The organism is Lentzea alba, assembly GCF_011067745.1.
Taxonomy (GTDB): domain Bacteria; phylum Actinomycetota; class Actinomycetes; order Mycobacteriales; family Pseudonocardiaceae; genus Lentzea; species Lentzea alba.
This window is the reverse complement of record NZ_JAAMPJ010000007.1, coordinates 498,989-517,178: the sequence shown is the minus strand read 5'-3', so window position 1 is coordinate 517,178 and position 18,190 is coordinate 498,989. Positions and strand designations below refer to the sequence as shown.

18 protein-coding genes are annotated in these 18,190 nt (G+C 69.0%); 8 read left to right on the top strand and 10 right to left on the bottom strand.

Going from position 1 to position 18,190, the window contains the following annotated elements; translation table 11 throughout:
• Window positions 1-170: 170 nt before the first annotated feature.
• From G7043_RS27060 to G7043_RS27045, 4 genes are read right to left on the bottom strand one after another with little or no spacing between them, the layout of a single operon-like run.
• Complete coding sequence (locus tag G7043_RS27060) at window positions 171-485, bottom strand: NIPSNAP family protein (RefSeq protein ID WP_166050128.1); 315 nt, start codon at window positions 483-485, stop codon at window positions 171-173.
• Between the two features lie 20 nt (window positions 486-505).
• Window positions 506-991: a nuclear transport factor 2 family protein gene (locus tag G7043_RS27055; protein ID WP_166050126.1), complete on the bottom strand. Its 486-nt coding sequence runs from the start codon at window positions 989-991 to the stop codon at window positions 506-508.
• Window positions 988-2,739 carry a CocE/NonD family hydrolase gene (locus G7043_RS27050; RefSeq protein WP_166050124.1) on the bottom strand — a complete coding sequence of 584 codons (1,752 nt, stop codon included), beginning with the start codon at window positions 2,737-2,739 and terminating at the stop codon, window positions 988-990. Before G7043_RS27050 ends, G7043_RS27055 begins: the two co-directional genes overlap by 4 nt.
• Window positions 2,736-3,848, bottom strand: coding sequence for an FAD-dependent oxidoreductase (locus G7043_RS27045; protein WP_166050121.1), 1,113 nt, complete (start codon window positions 3,846-3,848; stop codon window positions 2,736-2,738). Before G7043_RS27045 ends, G7043_RS27050 begins: the two co-directional genes overlap by 4 nt.
• Window positions 3,849-3,964: 116 nt before the next feature.
• Between G7043_RS27045 and G7043_RS27040 the strand changes: the two genes are divergently transcribed.
• Window positions 3,965-4,873, top strand: a complete 909-nt coding sequence (locus tag G7043_RS27040) for a LysR family transcriptional regulator (protein ID WP_390828123.1) — start codon at window positions 3,965-3,967, stop codon at window positions 4,871-4,873.
• Here the strand turns inward: G7043_RS27040 and G7043_RS27035 are convergent.
• Window positions 4,863-5,486: a DedA family protein gene (locus G7043_RS27035; RefSeq protein ID WP_166050118.1), complete on the bottom strand. Its 624-nt coding sequence runs from the start codon at window positions 5,484-5,486 to the stop codon at window positions 4,863-4,865. The two genes, G7043_RS27040 and G7043_RS27035, sit on opposite strands and share 11 nt — an antisense overlap.
• Window positions 5,487-5,804: 318 nt before the next feature.
• On the opposite strand from G7043_RS27035, the gene G7043_RS27030 reads away from it, so the two are divergent.
• Window positions 5,805-6,602 (top strand): RES domain-containing protein, encoded by a 798-nt coding sequence (locus tag G7043_RS27030; RefSeq protein WP_313888085.1) that lies wholly within the window; start codon window positions 5,805-5,807, stop codon window positions 6,600-6,602.
• A 4-nt stretch (window positions 6,603-6,606) separates the two neighbouring features.
• On the opposite strand, the gene G7043_RS27025 is transcribed toward G7043_RS27030, so the two are convergent.
• The gene (locus tag G7043_RS27025) at window positions 6,607-6,993 is read right to left on the bottom strand and encodes a hypothetical protein (RefSeq protein WP_166050114.1); all 387 of its coding nucleotides are present in this window, start codon (window positions 6,991-6,993) and stop codon (window positions 6,607-6,609) included.
• 21 nt (window positions 6,994-7,014) lie between these two features.
• Window positions 7,015-7,407 carry a copper resistance protein CopC gene (locus G7043_RS27020; RefSeq protein ID WP_166050112.1) on the bottom strand — a complete coding sequence of 131 codons (393 nt, stop codon included), beginning with the start codon at window positions 7,405-7,407 and terminating at the stop codon, window positions 7,015-7,017.
• A gap of 53 nt (window positions 7,408-7,460) precedes the next feature.
• Here G7043_RS27020 and G7043_RS49515 point away from each other — a divergent pair, with 53 nt between their 5' ends.
• Complete coding sequence (locus G7043_RS49515; RefSeq protein ID WP_278185855.1) at window positions 7,461-7,592, top strand: hypothetical protein; 132 nt, start codon at window positions 7,461-7,463, stop codon at window positions 7,590-7,592.
• Window positions 7,593-7,638: 46 nt separating this feature from the next.
• Here G7043_RS49515 and G7043_RS27010 read toward each other — a convergent pair whose 3' ends face one another.
• Complete coding sequence (locus G7043_RS27010; RefSeq protein ID WP_166050110.1) at window positions 7,639-9,129, bottom strand: non-reducing end alpha-L-arabinofuranosidase family hydrolase; 1,491 nt, start codon at window positions 9,127-9,129, stop codon at window positions 7,639-7,641.
• 314 nt (window positions 9,130-9,443) lie between these two features.
• Here G7043_RS27010 and G7043_RS27005 point away from each other — a divergent pair, with 314 nt between their 5' ends.
• Entirely contained in the window at window positions 9,444-11,585 is a 2,142-nt protein-coding gene (locus tag G7043_RS27005; protein ID WP_166050108.1) for a DEAD/DEAH box helicase, read from the top strand.
• 148 nt (window positions 11,586-11,733) lie between these two features.
• Here G7043_RS27005 and G7043_RS27000 read toward each other — a convergent pair whose 3' ends face one another.
• Window positions 11,734-14,634 (bottom strand): tetratricopeptide repeat protein, encoded by a 2,901-nt coding sequence (locus G7043_RS27000; protein ID WP_207311747.1) that lies wholly within the window; start codon window positions 14,632-14,634, stop codon window positions 11,734-11,736.
• Between the two features lie 167 nt (window positions 14,635-14,801).
• On the opposite strand from G7043_RS27000, the gene G7043_RS26995 reads away from it, so the two are divergent.
• The 3 genes from G7043_RS26995 (at window position 14,802) to G7043_RS26985 (ending at window position 16,787) form a co-directional block, all read left to right on the top strand.
• Window positions 14,802-15,332, top strand: a complete 531-nt coding sequence (locus G7043_RS26995; RefSeq protein WP_166050104.1) for a hypothetical protein — start codon at window positions 14,802-14,804, stop codon at window positions 15,330-15,332.
• Window positions 15,333-15,509: 177 nt separating this feature from the next.
• The gene (locus G7043_RS26990) at window positions 15,510-15,947 is read left to right on the top strand and encodes a MarR family winged helix-turn-helix transcriptional regulator (RefSeq protein ID WP_207311746.1); all 438 of its coding nucleotides are present in this window, start codon (window positions 15,510-15,512) and stop codon (window positions 15,945-15,947) included.
• A 198-nt stretch (window positions 15,948-16,145) separates the two neighbouring features.
• A complete protein-coding gene (locus G7043_RS26985; RefSeq protein ID WP_166050102.1) occupies window positions 16,146-16,787 on the top strand; it encodes an FMN-dependent NADH-azoreductase in 642 nt (213 codons plus the stop codon).
• Window positions 16,788-17,009: 222 nt separating this feature from the next.
• Here G7043_RS26985 and G7043_RS26980 read toward each other — a convergent pair whose 3' ends face one another.
• Window positions 17,010-17,582 (bottom strand): DUF3885 domain-containing protein, encoded by a 573-nt coding sequence (locus G7043_RS26980; protein WP_207311802.1) that lies wholly within the window; start codon window positions 17,580-17,582, stop codon window positions 17,010-17,012.
• Between the two features lie 177 nt (window positions 17,583-17,759).
• On the opposite strand from G7043_RS26980, the gene G7043_RS26975 reads away from it, so the two are divergent.
• Complete coding sequence (locus G7043_RS26975) at window positions 17,760-18,116, top strand: SCO4402 family protein (protein WP_313888084.1); 357 nt, start codon at window positions 17,760-17,762, stop codon at window positions 18,114-18,116.
• Window positions 18,117-18,190: the final 74 nt, after the last annotated feature.

The following is an 18,190-nucleotide window of genomic DNA, read 5'->3' as shown; positions in this document are numbered from 1 at the left end:
ACGCCGTCGACCGCGGTAACCGCTTGCCCCAACGTGAACTCCCCCTGTTGTCGGCCTCAACCGGCATCGGGCGAGAGCCTGCCGTCCACCCCCTGGTTGAGTCAAGAGTTCACGAACTGCGGACTAAGTGTGGATTTACCGTACTTTTACCGCTGTCGAGCGAGTCTGCGTCAACGGAGGCCGGACGTGGGCGTCGGTTCCAGCCGGACCGTGGACTCGGGCCGGCTCAGCAGCGCCGACACCGTGCCGGCGATGGTCGCGCAGCGAGGGTCGCTGTGGACGGCGTCCAGAACGCGTTCGCGATCTGCGGCGTCGTCGAAGCGCCTGATCCAGACGAACGTGTCCTCGTCGCCTGCCGCGGTGAAGGAGCCGACCACGGTCATGCCCCTCTCCTGGTGCAGTGGGATGACGGTCTTGTCCATGTACAGAGCCAGTTCGGGGCCGAGGCCGGCACGGGCGTGTTCGGTGCGGATCTCGTAGAACATCGAGTTTTCCTTGTCGGCAGTCAGGATGTGGAGGTGGCGCGTTCGGCGGCGAGTGCGTAGACGGCCGGAGAGCCTTCCCACGGACAGGTGCGTTGCACGGCCCAGTGGGTGATCAGCCAGCGGTCGTCGCGTTTGCTGAGCTTGAGCTGCCAGTACCCGCGCATGGTGCAGTGGTCGACGACGCCGGGATCCGCGGGAACGTGGTGGTAGGCGACCACGTGCGCGCGGCACTCGGCTTCGCCGCCCGACAGGCGCACGTCCAGGTTGGAGGCGGCGTGGTGGGTGCAGTCGAAACCGGTGAGCGTGCTGCTCGCCAGCTCCACCAGGTCGGCGGCCGGCAGGGAGGCCGGCGGCTTGCCGAAGTGGTGGGTCGAGAGGTCCAGCAGCACCTCGTCGGCCAGCAGCCGGCGCAGCACGGCCCAGTTCCGGTCGTCCTGGGCGTGGGCGAGGCCGGTGACGACATCGGCGATGGCCGCGCGATCGGCCAGTTCTTCCAGTGTGGTCACGTCCGCACCTCCGTTTGGAGGGTGGGGCGTTCGATCAGCGGCAGCACCAGGCGGCTGGGGTGTGCGGGTCCGTGGTGGACCCGGTTGATCGCGACGGTCAGGTCGTCCGCGGTGTCGGTGGCGATCGTCCCGCCGGTGTTGGTGTTGCGGTCGTAGCGGGGGAAGTTGCTGCTGGAGACCTCGAGCCGGATGCGGTGTCCTGGCAGGAAGACGTTCGAGGTCACGCCCACGTCGACGGTCAGCTCGTACACCTCGCCGGGCTCCATGAACGCCGGGTCGGTGAGCGAGTCGCGGTAGCGGACGCGCTGAATGCCCTCGCACAGCAGGATCGCCCTGCCGTCGGGGTGCACGTCGACGAGTTTGCCGGTGAAGTCGGTGTCCGGGGCCGAGCTGGAGACGTGCAGCACGAGGGTGACGTGGCCGGTCACCTCGACCGGGTGTGTCAGCACGGCGGTGGTGAAGCAGAGCACGTCCTCGCGCTGTTCGACCACCGCCTGATCGGCCGGACCGGAGTGGCCGCCCAGCACGGTGCCGCCCAGGCTCGGAACCGGGCGGCGCGGGTCGTAGAGGAACGTGTCCGTGGCCTCGGCCGGCACGGGCTCGCGCGTCAGGACTCCGTCTCCCGCGGCCGTGTTGGCGCGCCCGTGGCCGTAGAGGAAGAGGTCGGTGTAGCGGGTGTCCGGCAGGGGCCAGTCCACTTCGTCGCGCCACCGGTCGACGCCCATGACGAAGAGGCGGACGCGGTGGGTGTCGTCGGGGGTGTCCGTCCGGCCGCGTACCCAGCGGTCGAAGAACTTCAGGTGCTCGCCGGTGACGTCGGTGGCCTTGATGCTGCCCGCGAGGCCGAACGACCGGTCCGGGAACGTGCCGAGGTCGGCGCCGTCGGAATGGGCCCAGGGACCGATGACGAGGCGCTGGCCGTCGCGGGCCGCGTCGCTGCCACCGTGGTGGCGCATCATGACGTACGACCGGACGGTTTCGCCGACGAACACGTCGTACCAGCCGCCGATCTGGAACGCCGGCACCGTGATGCCGCCACAGCGGTCGATCGCGGCGACCTCCTGCCAGAACGCGTCGCGTTCGGGATGGCCGAGCACCTCGCCGAACCACGGAAGGTTGTCTGTCACGGCGTTTCGCTCGGCGAGTGGCAGCGGGTCGTGCAGCAGGTGTGGATCGTCCAAACTGGACATGAGCATCGCGGCGCCGGCAGGATCGGCACCGTCTCGGCGCAGGTTGCGCAGCGCTGACAGCGTGCTCCAGGTGAGCACCGTGTCCTGGGACAACGCGCCGCCGGGGGAGTACCACGGTGCGCGGTACAGGTCGGCGGAGCTCATCGCGGGCGCGATCGCACGCAACGCCGGTGCGGTGTGCGCGGCCGCGAGCCATTGCGTGAAGCCCATGTAGGACCCGCCCCACATGCCGATGTTGCCGTCACACCACGGCTGTTCGGCCAGCCAGGCCAGGGTGTCGGCACCGTCACGGCCCTCGTGGGTGCCCGGTTCGAACGTCCCGGGCGATCGGGAGGTGCCGCGGACGTCCTGCGCCACCACCGCGTATCCGGCTGCCGCGAAGGCGAACACGTCCGGCAGCTTCGGGTTGCCGTACGTCCCGGCGTCGTCCTTGCCGTACGGGGTGCGGAGCAGCAGCACGGGGAACGGCCCCGGACCCTCGGGTCGCCACACGTTGGTGGCGAGAGCGATGCCGTCGCGCATCGGCACGGCCAGGTCCACGTCGATGGAGAACCTCATGCCCCCACCCGGTTCTGCTCGGCGTTCCGCGGCGTGATCATCCAGTGGCTGAACGCGGCGTAGTGCCGGGCGAACTCCTGCGGCGTGGGGGAGTGCTCGACCGCGGCGGACAGGTCCGCGACGCGGGTGTACCGCGGGATCTGGTCGGCCTGGTAGGCCTCCAGCGCGGCGGGCACGTCGTCGGTGGAGCCGAGCAGCCGGCCGAGCAGTGCGGCGTCCTCGATGCCCAGCGTCGCGCCGGCGGTGATGTGCGGCGACATCGCGTGCGCCGCGTCCCCGGCCAGCGCGACCCGTGCGGAAACCCAGTGCGGTAGCGGCGGTACGAGCATGATCTGGTTGTGCAGGATCAGCTCCTCGGGCGTCGCCGCGATCAGCTCGGCCAGCAGTCCGCCCGTGCCTTCCTCCAGGTGGTGCGCGCGTTCCAGCGCCTGCTGCTTGCGGGTGCCCGTCAGCGGCGGTGACTTGAACTGGTTCACCAGCCAGTAGGCGCTGCCGTCGTGGGTGCGCACGTACCCGCCGCGGCATCCGTTGGTGCCCAGGATCAGACGGTTGCCGGGCAGCGTGCTGCCGGCGTCCGGGACGACCGCGCGCCACACCTGGTGGCCGCGGTGTTCCTGTGCCGCAGCGCCCGGCACCAGTTGTGCACGTACCGCGGAGTACACCCCGTCCGCTCCGACGAGCACGTCCGCTTCCTCGCTGCTGCCGTCGCTCAACCGGACGGTGACGCCAGCGGTGTGTTCCTCGTACTCGCGGAACCCCGTGCGGAGGCGGATGTTCTCGCGTCCGGCGGCGTCGGCGAGCAGGTCCGTCAGCTTCGCGCGGTGCACCAGCAGGTACTGGTGGTCCTCGACACCGAACTCCGTCTCGAGCAATCTCCCGGCGGGGTCGTGGAAGTACATCTCGCTGGGTTTGCCGATGGCGCGCACCTGTTCGCCGAGGCCGAGCTCGTCGAACACCGCCAGGGCGTTGGCCCAGAGCCCCAGCCCGGCACCGGCGGCCCGGATCTCCGGCGCCTGCTCGCAGATCACCACGTCGAACCCTGCCCGGCGCAGGGCGATACCCGTCGTCAGTCCCACGATCCCGGCACCGATCACCACAACCCGCGTCATGTCCTTGTCCTCCAACGATTTTCTCTTGTGATCGACAGTAGGAGCGATTGTCGATTGCGACCAGTGCAACTCTGGTACGCGAGCCTTTCGAATGTGATAATCCGCGAGTGGACTACATCGATCTGAACCTGATCGAGGCGTTGGACGCGCTGCTCGCCGAGAACAGCGTGACCAAGGCGGCGGCGCGGCTGCACACCTCGGCACCGGCGATGAGCCGAGCCCTGGCCCGGTTGCGGAGGGCCTTCGACGACCCGCTGCTCGTGCGCGCGGGGCGCGATCTCGTGCCCACCCCGCGGGCCCTGGAACTGCGTGGTGAGGTGCATGCGATCGCCTCGCGGGCACGAGCGCTGTTCGCACCGTCCACTTCGGCCGATCCGCGCACCGCGGTGCGCAGGTTCGACCTGCAGGTCACCGACATGCTGTCGACGACGTTCATCCCGTCGCTCATCGACGACCTGAGGGAGCAGGCGCCCGGCATCTCGCTGCGCCTGCGACCGGAGAACCTCGAGGACACCCCGGCCCTGCGCGAAGGACTGGTGGACCTGGAGATCGGCAACATCCGCCCCGGAGACTCGGAGATCCACTCGGAGGAGCTGGTCACCGAGACGCTGATCGGCGCGGTGCGGCCCGGCCACCCGCTCGCGAAGGTGAAAACCGTGACGCCGCAACGGTTCGCCGCCGCCGACCACATCGTCGTGTCGCGGCGCGGCCGAGCACACGGGCCGATCGACGAGCAACTGGCGGAGCTGGGGCTGAGCAGGCGCGTGGCGGCCGTCGTGCCGACGTTCGCGAGCGCGCTCTTCCTCGCCTCCGAGACCGACGTCGTCTGCATCGCCCCGGCCAGGCTGGCGCGGCGGATGCTGGACACCTTGGGACTGCGCACGTTCCCGATCCCCGTCGCCCTGCCTTCGGTGACGGTCGGCATGGCGTGGCATCCGCGCAACCACCACGACCGCACGCATCAACTGCTGCGCGAGCGCGCCCGTCACATCATGGCCACCGCAGCCGAGGGCGTCAGTCGGTGACCGCTGCCTCTACCGCGGGATTCCTGCGGTGGCGCACGCGACGCACGACCTCGATGAACCCTGTCACCACGAACGCGAGCCCGACGCCGACGGCGATCGCCACGAGTGTGTTCTCCTGGAACAGAACGCCGCCGAGGTATCCGGTGAGCGCGGTGTAGGTGCTCCAGCTCGCGGTGGCGCACGCGACGAACATCATGTACTTGCCCAGCGGGAAACCGACGAGCCCGGTGGACAGGGTGGCCAGGTAACGGCCGACCGGGATGAACCGCGTGGTCACCAGGATGAAGCCGCCGCGGGCGTCGAGCTCGCGGCTGAACCAGTCGTGCGCGGCCCGGCGTCTGGTGCCGGGCGGGAGCCGCTTGAGCAGGCGCGTTCCGAACAGCCGTCCCGCTGTGTAGGGGACGAGGTCGCCGAGGAAGGCGCCGAGCGTCGTGGCGGCGATGACGAGCACGAGGTCGGTCTGCCCGGTCGCGGCGTACACCCCTGCGACGATCACGACGGGTTCGCTCGGGATCAGCGGCAGGAAGGAGTCCAAAAAGGACACCGCGATCAGCACGGCGTACAACCACGGGGAGGAGATGAGCGACTCGGCGAGCCGGAGCCAGTCGATCACGAAGAATCCTTTCGGGAATGGTCGTGAGGCCCGACGGGCGCGGACGACGGCAGGAAAACACGCATGAATTGATGACAATGGCGATCGCCGGGATCTCTCTTTCGAACCTAGGCAGAGATCAATGCGACGACAAGTGCGTTCTCCGCAACGGTGAGTTCACTCTCGCGCAATCGGGCCGGTCGGCGTGGCACCCCACCAGGCCTCGCCACGGGTGATCACCGCTGGTCGTGGTCTGAACAGGTGAACCTGGATGGAGCCGGAAACACGGCTCCGGGCATCCCGGAAAGATGAACACAAAGCAGGGGGTGGAGGAAGCTTGTGACTGCAGAGCTCATAGGCCTGCCAGGTGGCCGGTGGCGCTGCCCTGACACCGGTCTCGTTCTCGTTCCAGCAGCCAGAACGAGGCTGTGGCGGGTGTTCAACAAGAGATATGGATCGCCGCTCAATCCGCCGATGAGGTCCGGTGAAGCGGACAAGTCATGGGGAAGATTCGACGTTACCGGGCATGCCACCTTGTACGGTGCGGCCGAACCACGCGCCGCTTACGTGGAATCGCTGGCCTACGCGGAGTTGCGAACCGACGCGCTGGCGCTGCACAAGATCTTCCCGGATCTCGACGAGAACGACGACCCGGTGGCGGCTGACTGGAACACGATGTTCCACATGTCGCCGGGCCATGTGCCTGCTGAATGGCGCGAGGCACGCCGGTTGGCCGAGGTCGTGCTGGAGAACGACGACTACTGCGTGGACTTGGGGGAAGCGGAGAACCTCGGCGTGCTGAGGCGGTTCGTGCGCGACTGGTCGCCGACGCGCTACTGCTCGAACCGGATCGACCTGTCGGACCTGTTGGGCAGCGGGCGCCAGCTGACGTGCGCGGCCGCTGCCTGGCTGGCCACGCGGAAGTTGGCGAACGGGTCCCGTCCGCGTGGCCTGCGCTACCTCTCGAAGCACGGTGCCAACCTCGCCTGCTGGGCGGTGTGGGTGCCCGTGAAGCACGGCGAGGGAATCGAGCAGGCCGTGAGGCGCTATGCGTGGCGAGGGGTGACACTCCCCGTCGACGCGAATGATCGTCAGCTGATCTGGGCCGCGAACCAACTGGGCCTGAAGGTCTGGTGAGAACTCACCCGTGCCAGGTGCCGTCGATGAAGGACTCGGCGGCCTTGGCCGTGCCGCGCAGATCGCCCTCGCGCAACGCCATCACCGGCGGCGTCTCGTCGAGCAACGGGTTCGCGCCGATGAACCACGCGCGCACGACCTGCTCAGGCTCGTTCGTGCTGAGGACGTGCCAGATCCGGTGGGCCGTCTGCAACCGCTGCAGCGCCGAATCTCCCGGTACGGGGCCGTCGGGCTTGGCCCACCGGTACGGCAGCTTCCGGTCGCTCACGCCGGCCAACGTCGCCACCAGCGTGGCGCCGAGGTGGGCGTTGAGCTGGCTGACGATCTCGTGGATGTTGAGCCGGATGGTGACGCGGTGAGCCTCGGCCCACAACAAACGGGTGGACGACATGGAGGCTCCTCACCTGCGACCTTACCGACGGACACCGACCTTACCACCCGTGAGGCGATTCGGATACCACCAATTTACCACCGCTTGGCCTCGCGAGGCTGGCGCGAGGGTGACCCAGATCGGCACGCCACCGTTGTCGCTCTCGGCCTGAGCGGCAGGTGCGGCACTGGAAGTGGCGGCGACGACCGTGGTCGTCGGCACGGTGGTGGTCGTGGTCGTGGTTGTGGTTGTGGTTGCGGGCGCGCTGAGGGAGAAGTCGATCGTGCCGCTGACCGGGTCGCCGTCGCCGGAGACGACTTTCCAGGTGATGGTGTACGTGCCGGCCGGACCGGTCGCGGTCACCGGAGCGGTGACGACGGCACCGGCGACGGCGGCCGCACCGACCGTCCACTTCGTACCGTCCGGGCCGCTCACGGGTGGAAGACCGCAACCGGTGGACCTCCTCCGGCGTGGCCGCGGGAATGGACATGACGGCGGCCCTGATCCGGCACCTGCACGGCGCCGAAGTCGCCGAGGAAGTCGCCGACTACCTCGAACTCGACGTGCACACCGATCCGGGGTGGGACCCCTTCACCCAGGCCGGCGCCCTCACCCGATGAGCGGTGAGGGCGCCGGCCAGGCCGAAGACGGCCCTGTGTCAGGTGATCAGCGCTGCAGGGTCAGCACTGCCGGCCGCCAGGGCAGCGAGTTGTACGGGAGCCCGTTCGAGCTGGGGCTGCGTCCCTGGTAGAGGAGCTGGAGGTTGCAGGGGTCGATGGTCTTGGTCTGGTCGGGGTTGGTGCGCACCAGGTCGCCGTGGCTGATGTCGTTGGTCCAGGTGGCGCCGCTGTTCGCCTTGCCGGCGAACGGGTTGCTCTCGGTGTCGGCCTGCGGGGTCCAGGAGCCGTTGAGGGTGGGGGAGGTGAACGAGCGGAAGTAGCGTCCGTTCGCGCCCATGGCCTCGACGAGCATGAGGTACTGGTTCTGGTCCTTGACCTTGTAGACCTCGACCGCCTCGAACAGCCTCTCCCTCGTGTCGGTCATGATCGTCGTGTACGACGTGCCGAAGTTGCCCGGGAAGTTCCCGATCGGCATGCTGGCGCGGTAGATGTTGCCGTTGTCACCGGCGAAGAACATGTACATGTTCGTGCCGTCGGCGATGAGCGTCTGGTCGAGCGCGCCGCCGCCGGGGATGTTGCCGGTGAAGAGCGGTTGCGGGGACGACCACCCGTTGGCGTTGGTGGGGTCGCTGCTGGTGCGGTAGCTGAACGTGGTCGGGCCCCACTGGTAGGCGAGCACCCAGATGTTCTTCGGCGCGAAGTAGAGCAACGTGGGCGCGACGGTGCCGATGTTCATCGTGTTCTGCGGGGCGGAGGCCATGTCCGACCAGTTGGTGAACGGTCCGAAGTTCATCGAGCCGTAGTTCTGCCCGGCCGAGTCGACCGTCGAGCCGTACACCAGGTGCTTGCCGTTGTGGACGACGGTGCTGAAGTCCTTGAGCGAGACCCAGCCCGCCTTCGGGTTCGCCAGCACGCCGGTCGACGACCAGCGGTAGGTCGACGGGAGCCGGCAGGAACCGCCGGTGTCACCGACGCGGACGAGTTGCCACTGCTGGTTGGAGCCGTTGCGATCGCTGTACTGCACGACGGCCGCCCCGTCCGCGGTCGACTGGCCGGTCACCTCGGCGGCCTTGCCGCTGTTGCGGTTGATCAGCCTGACGTGGCCGCCGTCGGAGTCGGCGAGCCGGAACTGCTGGTTGGTGCCGTTGAGATCGGTCCACTGCTGGATCTTCCCGCCGTCGGCGGTCGACCAGTTGTTCACGTCGACGACCTTGCCGGAACCCTTGGACTTCAAGCGGTAGTAGCCGCCGCCGGAATCCACGAACTGCCACTGCTGGTTGGCGCCGTCGTGACGGGACCACTGCTGGACCACCGCGCCGTCGGCGGAGGAAGCGCCCGCGACGTCCATCGCCTTGCCGCTGTTGCGATTGACCAACACGTACCACGCGTTGGTGTCGACGGTCGCCGCCGACGCCGCACCGGTGTCGATCGCGACCACCGCGGCGGCCGCGAGGACGGTCGCGAGCACAGTGCTCAGCGCGGACGCCCGACGACGGCGCGCCGACCGGCGTGGTCTGCTCGGCGGGACTTGGCCCATCGAATCCACGATGATTCTCCTTCGAAGTCGGGCCGCGGAGTGTTAGCGTTAACATCCGTCCTTGTGAAGCTGCCAGATTCTCCCCGTGTGTTCAAGTGCTAAATGTTTTAGCGTATGGGGTTTGACCTGCGACGTTGTCGAACGGCATTCGACAGCGAAATCGTCGAATCGGCAGTGTGCTGGATGAAGTTCACGATTTAGATCGGTGCTTGCGTTTCTTTTCGTGGTGGTATCTCGGGAACGAGTTGCATTCCGTTGATCGACAAAATGATCTCTGTCGAGGTAACCTCTGGCCGCCTGACGGAAGGACACGGGTGGACGACTCGTCGAAGGTCGGTAGGCATGCTCGCGCGGTGCTGGCCGCCGCGAAGGCGTTCCGCGCCGAGGCGGCAGGGGTGCGCGCGGAACCGGATCGGCTGCTCGCGCTCGCCGCCGCGCAGTACCAGGAGGTCCGGAACTCGCTGGTGGCCGACCAGCTTCGCGCCATGCCGGTGGACAAGCTCCGCGACACGAAGGCGAACCTGCGGCTGAGCAAGCTGAAGGCCGCCGGGTACCGGACCGTCGCCGACGTCGCCGAGGCGCGCCCGGAACAGCTCGACGGCGTGCCCGGAGTCGGCCGGCAGTCCGCCGAGCAGATCGTGCGGGTCGCCCGCGCCGTCGTCGACGGCGTCGCGCGCGACACGACGGTCCGGCTGAACCCCGACCGCCCAGACCGCGCCCAGACCGAGCTGCTGCAGCTGATGTCCAAGCTGCGCAGGGCCAATCAGCTCGTCGGTCCGCTGCGCGAGCCGCTCGGAGACGTGCTGGGCAGGGTCGACGCCGACGTGCGCGCCGCGTCCCGTGCCTGGAGCCGGGTGCGGATGTTCTTCTCGTTGCGGAAGAACCGGCAGGCCGCCATCGACGCGCTCGACCGGCTCGAGGCCCTGCTGGCCAGTCGCGACGTGGCGGCGTTGCGCGCGGTGGGCAAGCAGCTGCGCGTGCCGGACCTGGATCACCGCGCGTTGTGGCGCGACTACGAGCTCGACGCGGCTGCCTACAACACGCTCCTCGCCGACCTCGCCGGTGCGGACGCGATGCCGGATCGCAGTGCTGCCAAGGGTTTCGTCCCGGCCGACATCGAGCACGAGGTCGATGCGACCACCCTGGACACCAGCCTGCTGAAGGTGTCGCTGCGCGGCTACCAGGTGTTCGGAGCGAAGTTCGCACTGGCCCGCAAACGCGTCATCATCGGCGATGAAATGGGACTGGGCAAGACGATCGAGGCCATCGCGGTGATGGCCAGCCTCGCCGCCGGTGGGCGGCGCGGGTTCCTGGTGGTCTGCCCGGCGAGCGTCGTCGTCAACTGGGTCAACGAGATCGCCAGGCACAGCGACCTCGTGACGCACCGGATGCACGGCGCGGGCCGTGACGGCGCGGTCGGGGAGTGGCTGGCGCAGGGCGGCGTCGGCGTGACGACGTTCGGCACGTTGCCGAAACTGGTGCTGCCGAAAAGGTTCCGCCCGGCGCTGGTCGTGGTCGACGAGGCGCACTACGTGAAGAACCCGGACACGCAACGTTCCCAGGCGGTCAACACGATCGTGCAGCGCGCGGAGCGGGCAGTGCTGCTCACCGGCACGCCGATGGAGAACCGCGTCGAGGAGTTCCGCAACCTGGTCGGCTATCTCCAGCCGGGCGTCGCGGCCCGCACGGGCGCCGTCGACGCCGTGGTGGGAGCGAAGGCCTTCCGCCGCGTCGTCGCACCGGTGTACCTGCGGCGCAACCAGGAGGACGTGCTGGGGGAGTTGCCGGAGCTGCTGGAGATGGAGGACTGGGTCGAGTTCGGCAAGCAGGACCGGCGTGCGTACCTCGACGCGGTGCGCGAGGGGAACCTGATGGCGATGCGCCGCGCCGCCTTCGCACCGGGCACGCCCCGCGGCTCGGCGAAGCTGGAGCGGCTGCTGGAGATCATCGAGGAGTCGCGGGACAACGGCTGGAAGGTCGTGGTGTTCTCCTACTTCCACGACGTGCTGGAAACGGTCGCGGACCACGTCGAAGTCTTCGGTCCCCTGACCGGCGCGACGTCGGCGCAGGGCCGTCAGCAACTGGTGGACGCGTTCACGGCGAGCGAGGACCACGCGGTGCTGGTGGCCCAGATCGAGGCGGGCGGTGTGGGCCTCAACATCCAGGCCGCGTCCGTGGTGATCATCGCCGAACCGCAGTGGAAGCCGAGCACCGAGGACCAGGCGATCGCCCGTTGTCACCGGATGGGCCAGGTCCGCAAGGTTCACGTGCACCGGCTGCTGGTCAAGGACAGCGTGGACGCACGGGTGCAGGAGATCCGCGACCACAAGACCCTGCTGTTCGACCACTACGCGCGCGAAAGCGACACGAAGCACTCGCACGCGAGCGCACTGGACTCCGCGGTGTCGGTGGAGCAGCGAGTGGTGCAGGCCGAGCAGCAGCGCCTTGGCCTCTGAGTACCTGGCCGGAAGTGCTGTCCGAAACCTCCGTGCCGGTCGGCGCCGAGAAGCACCTCGTCCCTGCCCAACCGCCCGGGAAAATGAGGGCGGGGCAGGGGTGGGCACTGGTCTGGCGGGGTAACGGACACAACTTCTGGCGGCCTGCCTAGGACCTGAACGCAGAACTTGCCCGCGGGCCAGCCGACGTGTCCTCACCGCACAACGCGATGCCAGCTGCCGCACGGGACTGCTCGTCCTGGTCGCCGGTCTCGGTCGCGATCGCCAACGCCTCCCGATGGGCGGCAGCCGCTCCCGGTCGGCCGGCCGCGCGCAGGGCCTCGGCCAGACCGTTCAGCGTGTTCGCCTCGCCGTACCGGTGCCCGGTCGCCCGGAAGATCTCCAGAGCCTCCTCGTGCAGCCCGATCGCCTCCTCAGGGTGGCCCAAGTGGACGTGGACCTGGCCCAAAGTGGACAGTGCCGCGGCTTCCCCGTAGCGGTGACCCAGGTCGCGGAAGTGGGCGAGCGCCTCGTGCAGGTGTGCCGCGGCGGCGGTGTGGCGGCCCAGGTACGTGTACGCCTCGGCCAGGTTGGTCAGGGCGGTCGCCTCGCCGGCTCGGTCGCCGAGTTCGCGGAACAGGTTCCGGCCCGCGGTCAGGGTGTCGGCGGCGCCAGCGTGGTCTCCCGTCTGCCCCTGCACGGTGCCGAGGTTGGTCAGCGCCGAGGCCGTGCCGTGCCGGTCGCCCAGTTCGCGATACCGGGTGAGCGCCTGCTGGAGGTAGCCGACGGAGGCGTCGACGTCACCGAGCCGGTCCTCGACGATGCCGAGGTGTGACAACGCGCGTGCCTCGCCGGCCCGGTCGGAGCGGTCGCGGTGCAGGCGCAGCGACTGGCGCAGGCGGGCTGCCGCGGGGCCGTAGCGGCCGAGCAGGCGGTGCACGGCGCCCAGGTTCGTCAACGCCCGTGCCTCGCCCTCGCGGTCGCCGACCAGGCGTGCCGCGCGCAAACCGTTGGTGTGCACGACGAGCGCCTCGGAGTGGTGCCCGGCTTCGAGGTAGCGGTACAGCATCTCGGCCAGGCGCATCGCCTGCTCAGGACGGTCGTGACCGGCGGCGAACGCGCAGAGGTCGGTCAGGTTGAGCCGTTCGGCGTCGAGCCACGCGCGCATCCGGGCCGGGTCGGCCACCGGTGCGGTCACGGCCGCCCGGCCGGTGGGGTAGACGGCGTCCATCGCCGCGGCCGCGGAAGTCAGGTAGTGGTCCAGCAGCCGGTCGAACGCGGCGGACCGCTCTGCCTCGCCCTGCACCAGGTCGACGGCGTAGGCGCGGAGCAGGTCGTGCATTCCGCACCGCCCGGTCGGCCCGCGGTCGACCAGGTGCGCCCGGACGAGCACGTCCAGCAGCCGGCCCGCGGTGTCGGGGTCGAGGTCGGCGAGCGCGGCGGCGCAGGCCAGGTCGAAGTCGCGGCCGGGATGCACGCCCAGCAGCCGGAACAGCCGCGCGGCCTGCGCCGGAAGGTGCTTGTAGGACCAGGAAATCACCTCGCGCACCGCCGCCCGGTCGTCACCGCCGCCGTCGAGCAGCCGCAGCCGCCGTTGCCGGTCGCCGAGCTCCTCGACCAGCTCGGCCAGCGCGGTCTCCGGCCGGCTGACCACGAGCTCTGCGGCCACCCGCAACGGCAACGGCAGGAACACGCACTGTTCGGCGAGCTCGGCCACGGCGGCGGGTTCGGCTCGCATCCGGTCACCGATCAGCTTGCGCAGCAGTGTGATCGCGTCACCCCGCCGCAACGGCTTGAGGTCCAGCCGCCGCGCGCCGTGCACCGCGACCAGGCTCGCCAGGCTGTCCCGGCTCGTCACCACGACCACGCACGACGGCGCACCGGGCAGCAGCAGCCGCACCTGCTCGACCGACGCCGCGTTGTCCAGCACGATCAACAGTCGCCGGTCGGCCACCTCGGTCCGGTACCGGGCCGCCCGCGCGTCCACGTCGACCGGGATCGTGGCCCCGGCGACCCCCAGGGCCTCCAGGAACCCGCCCAGCACGTCCGCGGTGGCCAGCGGCTTCCCGGCCTCGTAACCGCGCAGGTTCACGTACAGCTGGCCGTCCGGGAACCCGGAGCGCAACCGGTGTCCCCAATGGACAGCCAGGGCCGTCTTGCCCACACCGGCCGTCCCGCACACCGCGATCACCGGCGTCGCCGTCGGGTCGCGTTCGACGAGCAACCCGTCGAGAACGGCCAGTTCCGTGGCACGGCCCAGGAAACCGGGTGCATTGGCAGGCAGCTGGGCCGGCACCGGACCGGCTCGATGAGGCCTGGCCGCCGCCGGTGGTGGTTCGTCGAGCAACGTTGCATGCGCACCAACGAGTTCCGCTCCGGGACCGATCGCGAGTTCTTCCCGCAGCACCCGCCTAGCGCTGTCGTAGACGGCGAACGCGTCAGCCCGTCGGCCAGCCGCCGCATAGGCGCGTACGAGAAACGCCTGTACCGCTTCGTCCAACGGGTAGTCGGCCGCGTGCTCCACCAGCAGTGGCAACAACTCCACCGCCCGGCCCAGCCCGATCATCGTCTCGGCGAAGGCGAGCAACGCGTTGCGCCGTTCGCTCAGCAACGCGACGACCTTCGCGTGCCCGGTCAGTCCGGGGTGGTCGGCGAACGGCCGCCCCTGCCACAAACCGAGCGCTGCGCCGAGCAGACCAGCGACCTCCTCCGCGTCGCTCGTCCTACCGGCCGCCGACACGAGGTCGCGGAACCGGTCCACGTCGACCTCGTCGTCCGGGAGGCGCAACGCATAACCACCGCCGACGAACGGAATGCTGGTGCTGCGCTCATATCTGTGCCGCTCGGGATCGAACAGCCGGCGCAGGTGCTTGACGTGCGTCTGGATCACGTTGGCGGCACTGGGCGGCGGATTCTCGCCCCACAGCGCGTCGACCAGGTCCGCCCGCGGCACCACCCGCCCGCCGGACAGGGCGAGCAGGCCGAGCACCGCGCGCCTCCCCACCGGACCGAGTTCGATCTCCCGCCCGTCGTGCCAGGCCCGCACCGGGCCGAGAACCTGGACGCGCAACAACAGCCTCCCCTGCCACGGCCATGCTGGCACAGGCCGTTCGACGGCGGCAACGGTCGAATCCTGTTGACACGCGGTCGAATTCAGTTTCCGTTCAATCTGCGTCCAGTCGGCCGGAGCAGCGTGCGTCCGGCGTTGGTTCCCGATCCAGTGGAGGTGTTCCACAGATGATCCGGTATCGAAAACTCTTGGCAGCGCTGGCAACAGCACTGATCGCGGTGGCGTCGTTCGCGATCGCGCCCACCGCGTCGGCGCAGGCCGCGAACACCCGCGCCGGACTGCCCGACATCAGCAAGGGCAACGCCCCGATCGTGTTCACGAAGTCCACCGGCCTGGGCACGCTGGACGTGATCACCTGCACCGGCACCTCGGACTATCCGCACAACTCCAGCGGCACGCCGAGTGCTGTCACGGGCAAGTCGCGCAGCTCCTGCACGGCGCCCGTCGCCCAGATCCGGGCCCAGGCCGAGCTGTGGCGCTACCTGGAGGGCTACGGCTACGTCCAGACGGGCATCGGCTCGCTCGCCGTCGACTTCAACGTCCAGGGCCCCTTGACGTCGACCGCCTACGACATCTGCCAGGGACGCCTCGCGTACTGGGTGACCGTCGGACGCCACACCTTCTTCGCGCCACCCGGCTACTCCCCGCCGTCGATCTCCTTCAACACCGAGACGCCCCCCGTCGGCGTGAACTGCTGACGTGGTGCGGTGCAGGCCCGCGCCCACCCCGAGGGCGCGGGTCTGTCCGTTGTGGACTCCGCTCGGCGAAAATGTTCTGCAAACCTGACTATCTGTCATGACGCCGGAAGCTGTTAGAGTGATGCGGTGCCCCCTCAAGCCCGCGGCCGAGCGAGCGACAGTGCCAAGTGCACTGCCTTGGACAACGACTTGACCTGGGCCATCCGCATGATCTCGATGGCGTTGCGGCGCGTCGCGGCCGAGGCCGCGGAGACGTTGCCCGGGGGATCACGCGCCTACCTGGTGCTCATGGCGTTGGCCGAAGCCGAGGACAAGCCCCCCACGCAACTCGAACTGGCGGGCCAGGTCGGTCTCGACCGAACGGTGATGACCTACCTTCTCGACGACCTGGAAGGGCGCGGCCTGCTGTTGCGACGCCCGAACCCGAAGGATCGGCGGGCTCGCCACGTGATCCTGACGGACGAAGGTCGATCGCAGTTGCTGCGCATCCGAACCGAACTCGCGGCCGCTGAATCACAGCTGCTGGTGGAGTTGAGCGAACAGCAGCGGGCCCAGTTCCGAGACCTCCTGGCGCAGGTCGCGCTCACCGCTGCCCGGGGCTCGCACGGGGACTGAGGTCCCGCTCTTCCTTGCAGGCAAGTGCCGCAGCGCCGTTGTGGGCGACAACGCCCCTCGTCGTGCTTTCCGCATGCTCGTCGCCCTCTCGTCGCCTTGCGCAATGGCAAGTGACCCACACCTCTATCGTCTTGCCGGAAGATGTTCTGCTGAACATACTATCTGCATCACAGCAGAACTAGTCGGAGGTATGGCACCGTGCACCTGTTCCGTCTCGACGCGAGCATCCGCACCGAAGGATCGGTGAGCCGCGCCCTCGCGGACACCGCAGAGCAGGCGTGGCTCGCCGAGCACCCCGGCGGCGTCGTGACCCGTCGCGACCTCGGGATCCAGCCCCTGCCAGGGGATGCGTGGACCGCGCTCGCCGGCGCCGTCGTCAACCCGTCCGCACCCGCACCGGCCGAGGCGCGCGACCTCCTCGACCGCCTGGGCCAGGAACTGCTCGACGCCGACGCGTTCCTGTTCGCGGTGCCGATGTACAACTGGAACGTCCCGGCTCAGGTCAAGACCTGGCTCGACCTGATCCTGAACCACCCCCAGCTCGGCGTGCACGGTGACTGGCCGCTCAGGGGCAAGCCGGCCGTCCTGGTGCTGAGCCGCGGCGGCGGTTACGGCCCCGGCACCCCGAAGGAGGGCTGGGACCACGCCACGCCCTACCTGCGCACGATCCTGGCCGACGTCTTCGGCCTCGACCTGCACATCGCCGAGGCGGAGCTGACCCACGCGTTCTGGAACCCGGAGATGGCGTCCCTGCGAGGGCTCGCCGAGGAGTCGCTGAAGACCGGCCACGAGCACGCTGCCGAGCACGGGCTGCGGGCCGCCAAGCTGAGCGCGGCCTGACTCGTCCGGCGTGCCGGTCGTGACGTCAGCCCACGAAGGTCGCGACCGCGGACGCTGCGGCGGGGCCGGCTCGAGCGGTGGCTCCGCGCCCTTGCCCTGACCGCCGCGGTCGAGCACGAGCAGATCGAACGGGGCGCCTGTCACGAGCCGATGGCGCCGTGCCTGGCTCGGTCTCGTGGGCCACGAGTGACATCGGCAGAGGAAAGGATCGGAGCGCTTCTTCTACAGTCCCGACGGGTGCGCGGAAAGCCAGCCGGTGTGCCGCGAGCGCAGTTGGTCGCGTTCGGTGCTCGTGGTGAGGATGACGTCGGCGCCGCCGTCGTAGGGGGCGTAGATCCGTTGCAGACCGGCATCGGTGATCAGCACTCCCGCAGTGGCGTCGTCGGCGACAGCGCGCAGCAGTGCGTCGATGCGGCCGCGTTCCCACGGGATCAGGCTGACGTACACGTGTGTGTAGATCGGATCGTCCGGATCCGGGTCCGTGCGGATCGAGGTCCAGTGATGGGCCCCGGGGTGCCACTGCGTCAGCTCGTGCGGGCGTTCGGGCGGCACCGGGGTACCGGACCAGTCCGAGGTGGCGACGTAGACGTCGAGGCCCGCGAACAGTTCGTCGAGGACCGTGTTGTAGCGGTCCAGCACGATCGCCCACTCGTCCTCGGTGCCCGGGTAGCGCTTGGACTCCGGCAGGCTGTGGAAACGCACCCACCGATCCCGCTCACAGCGCAGTTCGTGGCCGATGGGCGGGCAGTCCGGCCAGCGTTCCTCCCACCGGCGGAGCAGTTCCTCGTCGGGCACTGGGACACGCTATCCCGCCGACCGTTGCCTGCTCATCAGATTTGTGGCAGCAGAGCTGCAGTCTTCGCTTGTTGTCGGATCCGCGTCGCGAGGCCACGTACCTCACAGCGGCATGTGCGGACGTCTGCGTGCTGAAGCAGTATGTAGAACAATCTTGCTGTCTGACACCATGTGCTGGTGGATGTCGCATGGCCTGGACGACGTGAGGACGTGCTCTCCGCGCTCAGAACACTCGCCGCAGAGCCTCCGACGCTGGACGGTGAGGGCCGAGACACGCGATGGCCCGACCTCACCAACGCTGTCCACTGGTTGGTCGATGACACTCTGTGGGATCTGGTGGATCCGGCTACGTCGATCGGGACGATTCTCCGCAACGGTCATGAGGCCGACGTGATCCGAGAGATCGTAACCGCAGTCGTCGCAGTGTCGGAGCGCCAAGGCACCATGGCTTCGGATGCGACCTGGTTCGGTGACAGTGGCTGGTGCGAGGTCCGGCGGCTCGCTGCGAACGCGCTCAACCGCCTGACAGGGTGAACGCCCTCAGCCGGGTCTCGGCAACATGTCGAGAACATGGTGAAGGAACCTGTACTCGTGGGCACACACGCCGC

Bases quoted from the DNA above. Each gene is read 5' to 3' on its own strand.
- G7043_RS27060 (WP_166050128.1), bottom strand. From the start codon at position 485: ATGTTCTACGAGATCCGCACCGAACACGCCCGTGCCGGCCTCGGCCCC.
- G7043_RS27050 (WP_166050124.1), bottom strand. From the start codon at position 2,739: ATGAGGTTCTCCATCGACGTGGACCTGGCCGTGCCGATGCGCGACGGC.
- G7043_RS27045 (WP_166050121.1), bottom strand. From the start codon at position 3,848: ATGACGCGGGTTGTGGTGATCGGTGCCGGGATCGTGGGACTGACGACG.
- G7043_RS27025 (WP_166050114.1), bottom strand. From the start codon at position 6,993: ATGTCGTCCACCCGTTTGTTGTGGGCCGAGGCTCACCGCGTCACCATC.
- G7043_RS49515 (WP_278185855.1), top strand. From the start codon at position 7,461: ATGACGGCGGCCCTGATCCGGCACCTGCACGGCGCCGAAGTCGCCGAG.
- G7043_RS27010 (WP_166050110.1), bottom strand. From the start codon at position 9,129: ATGGGCCAAGTCCCGCCGAGCAGACCACGCCGGTCGGCGCGCCGTCGT.
- G7043_RS26995 (WP_166050104.1), top strand. From the start codon at position 14,802: ATGATCCGGTATCGAAAACTCTTGGCAGCGCTGGCAACAGCACTGATC.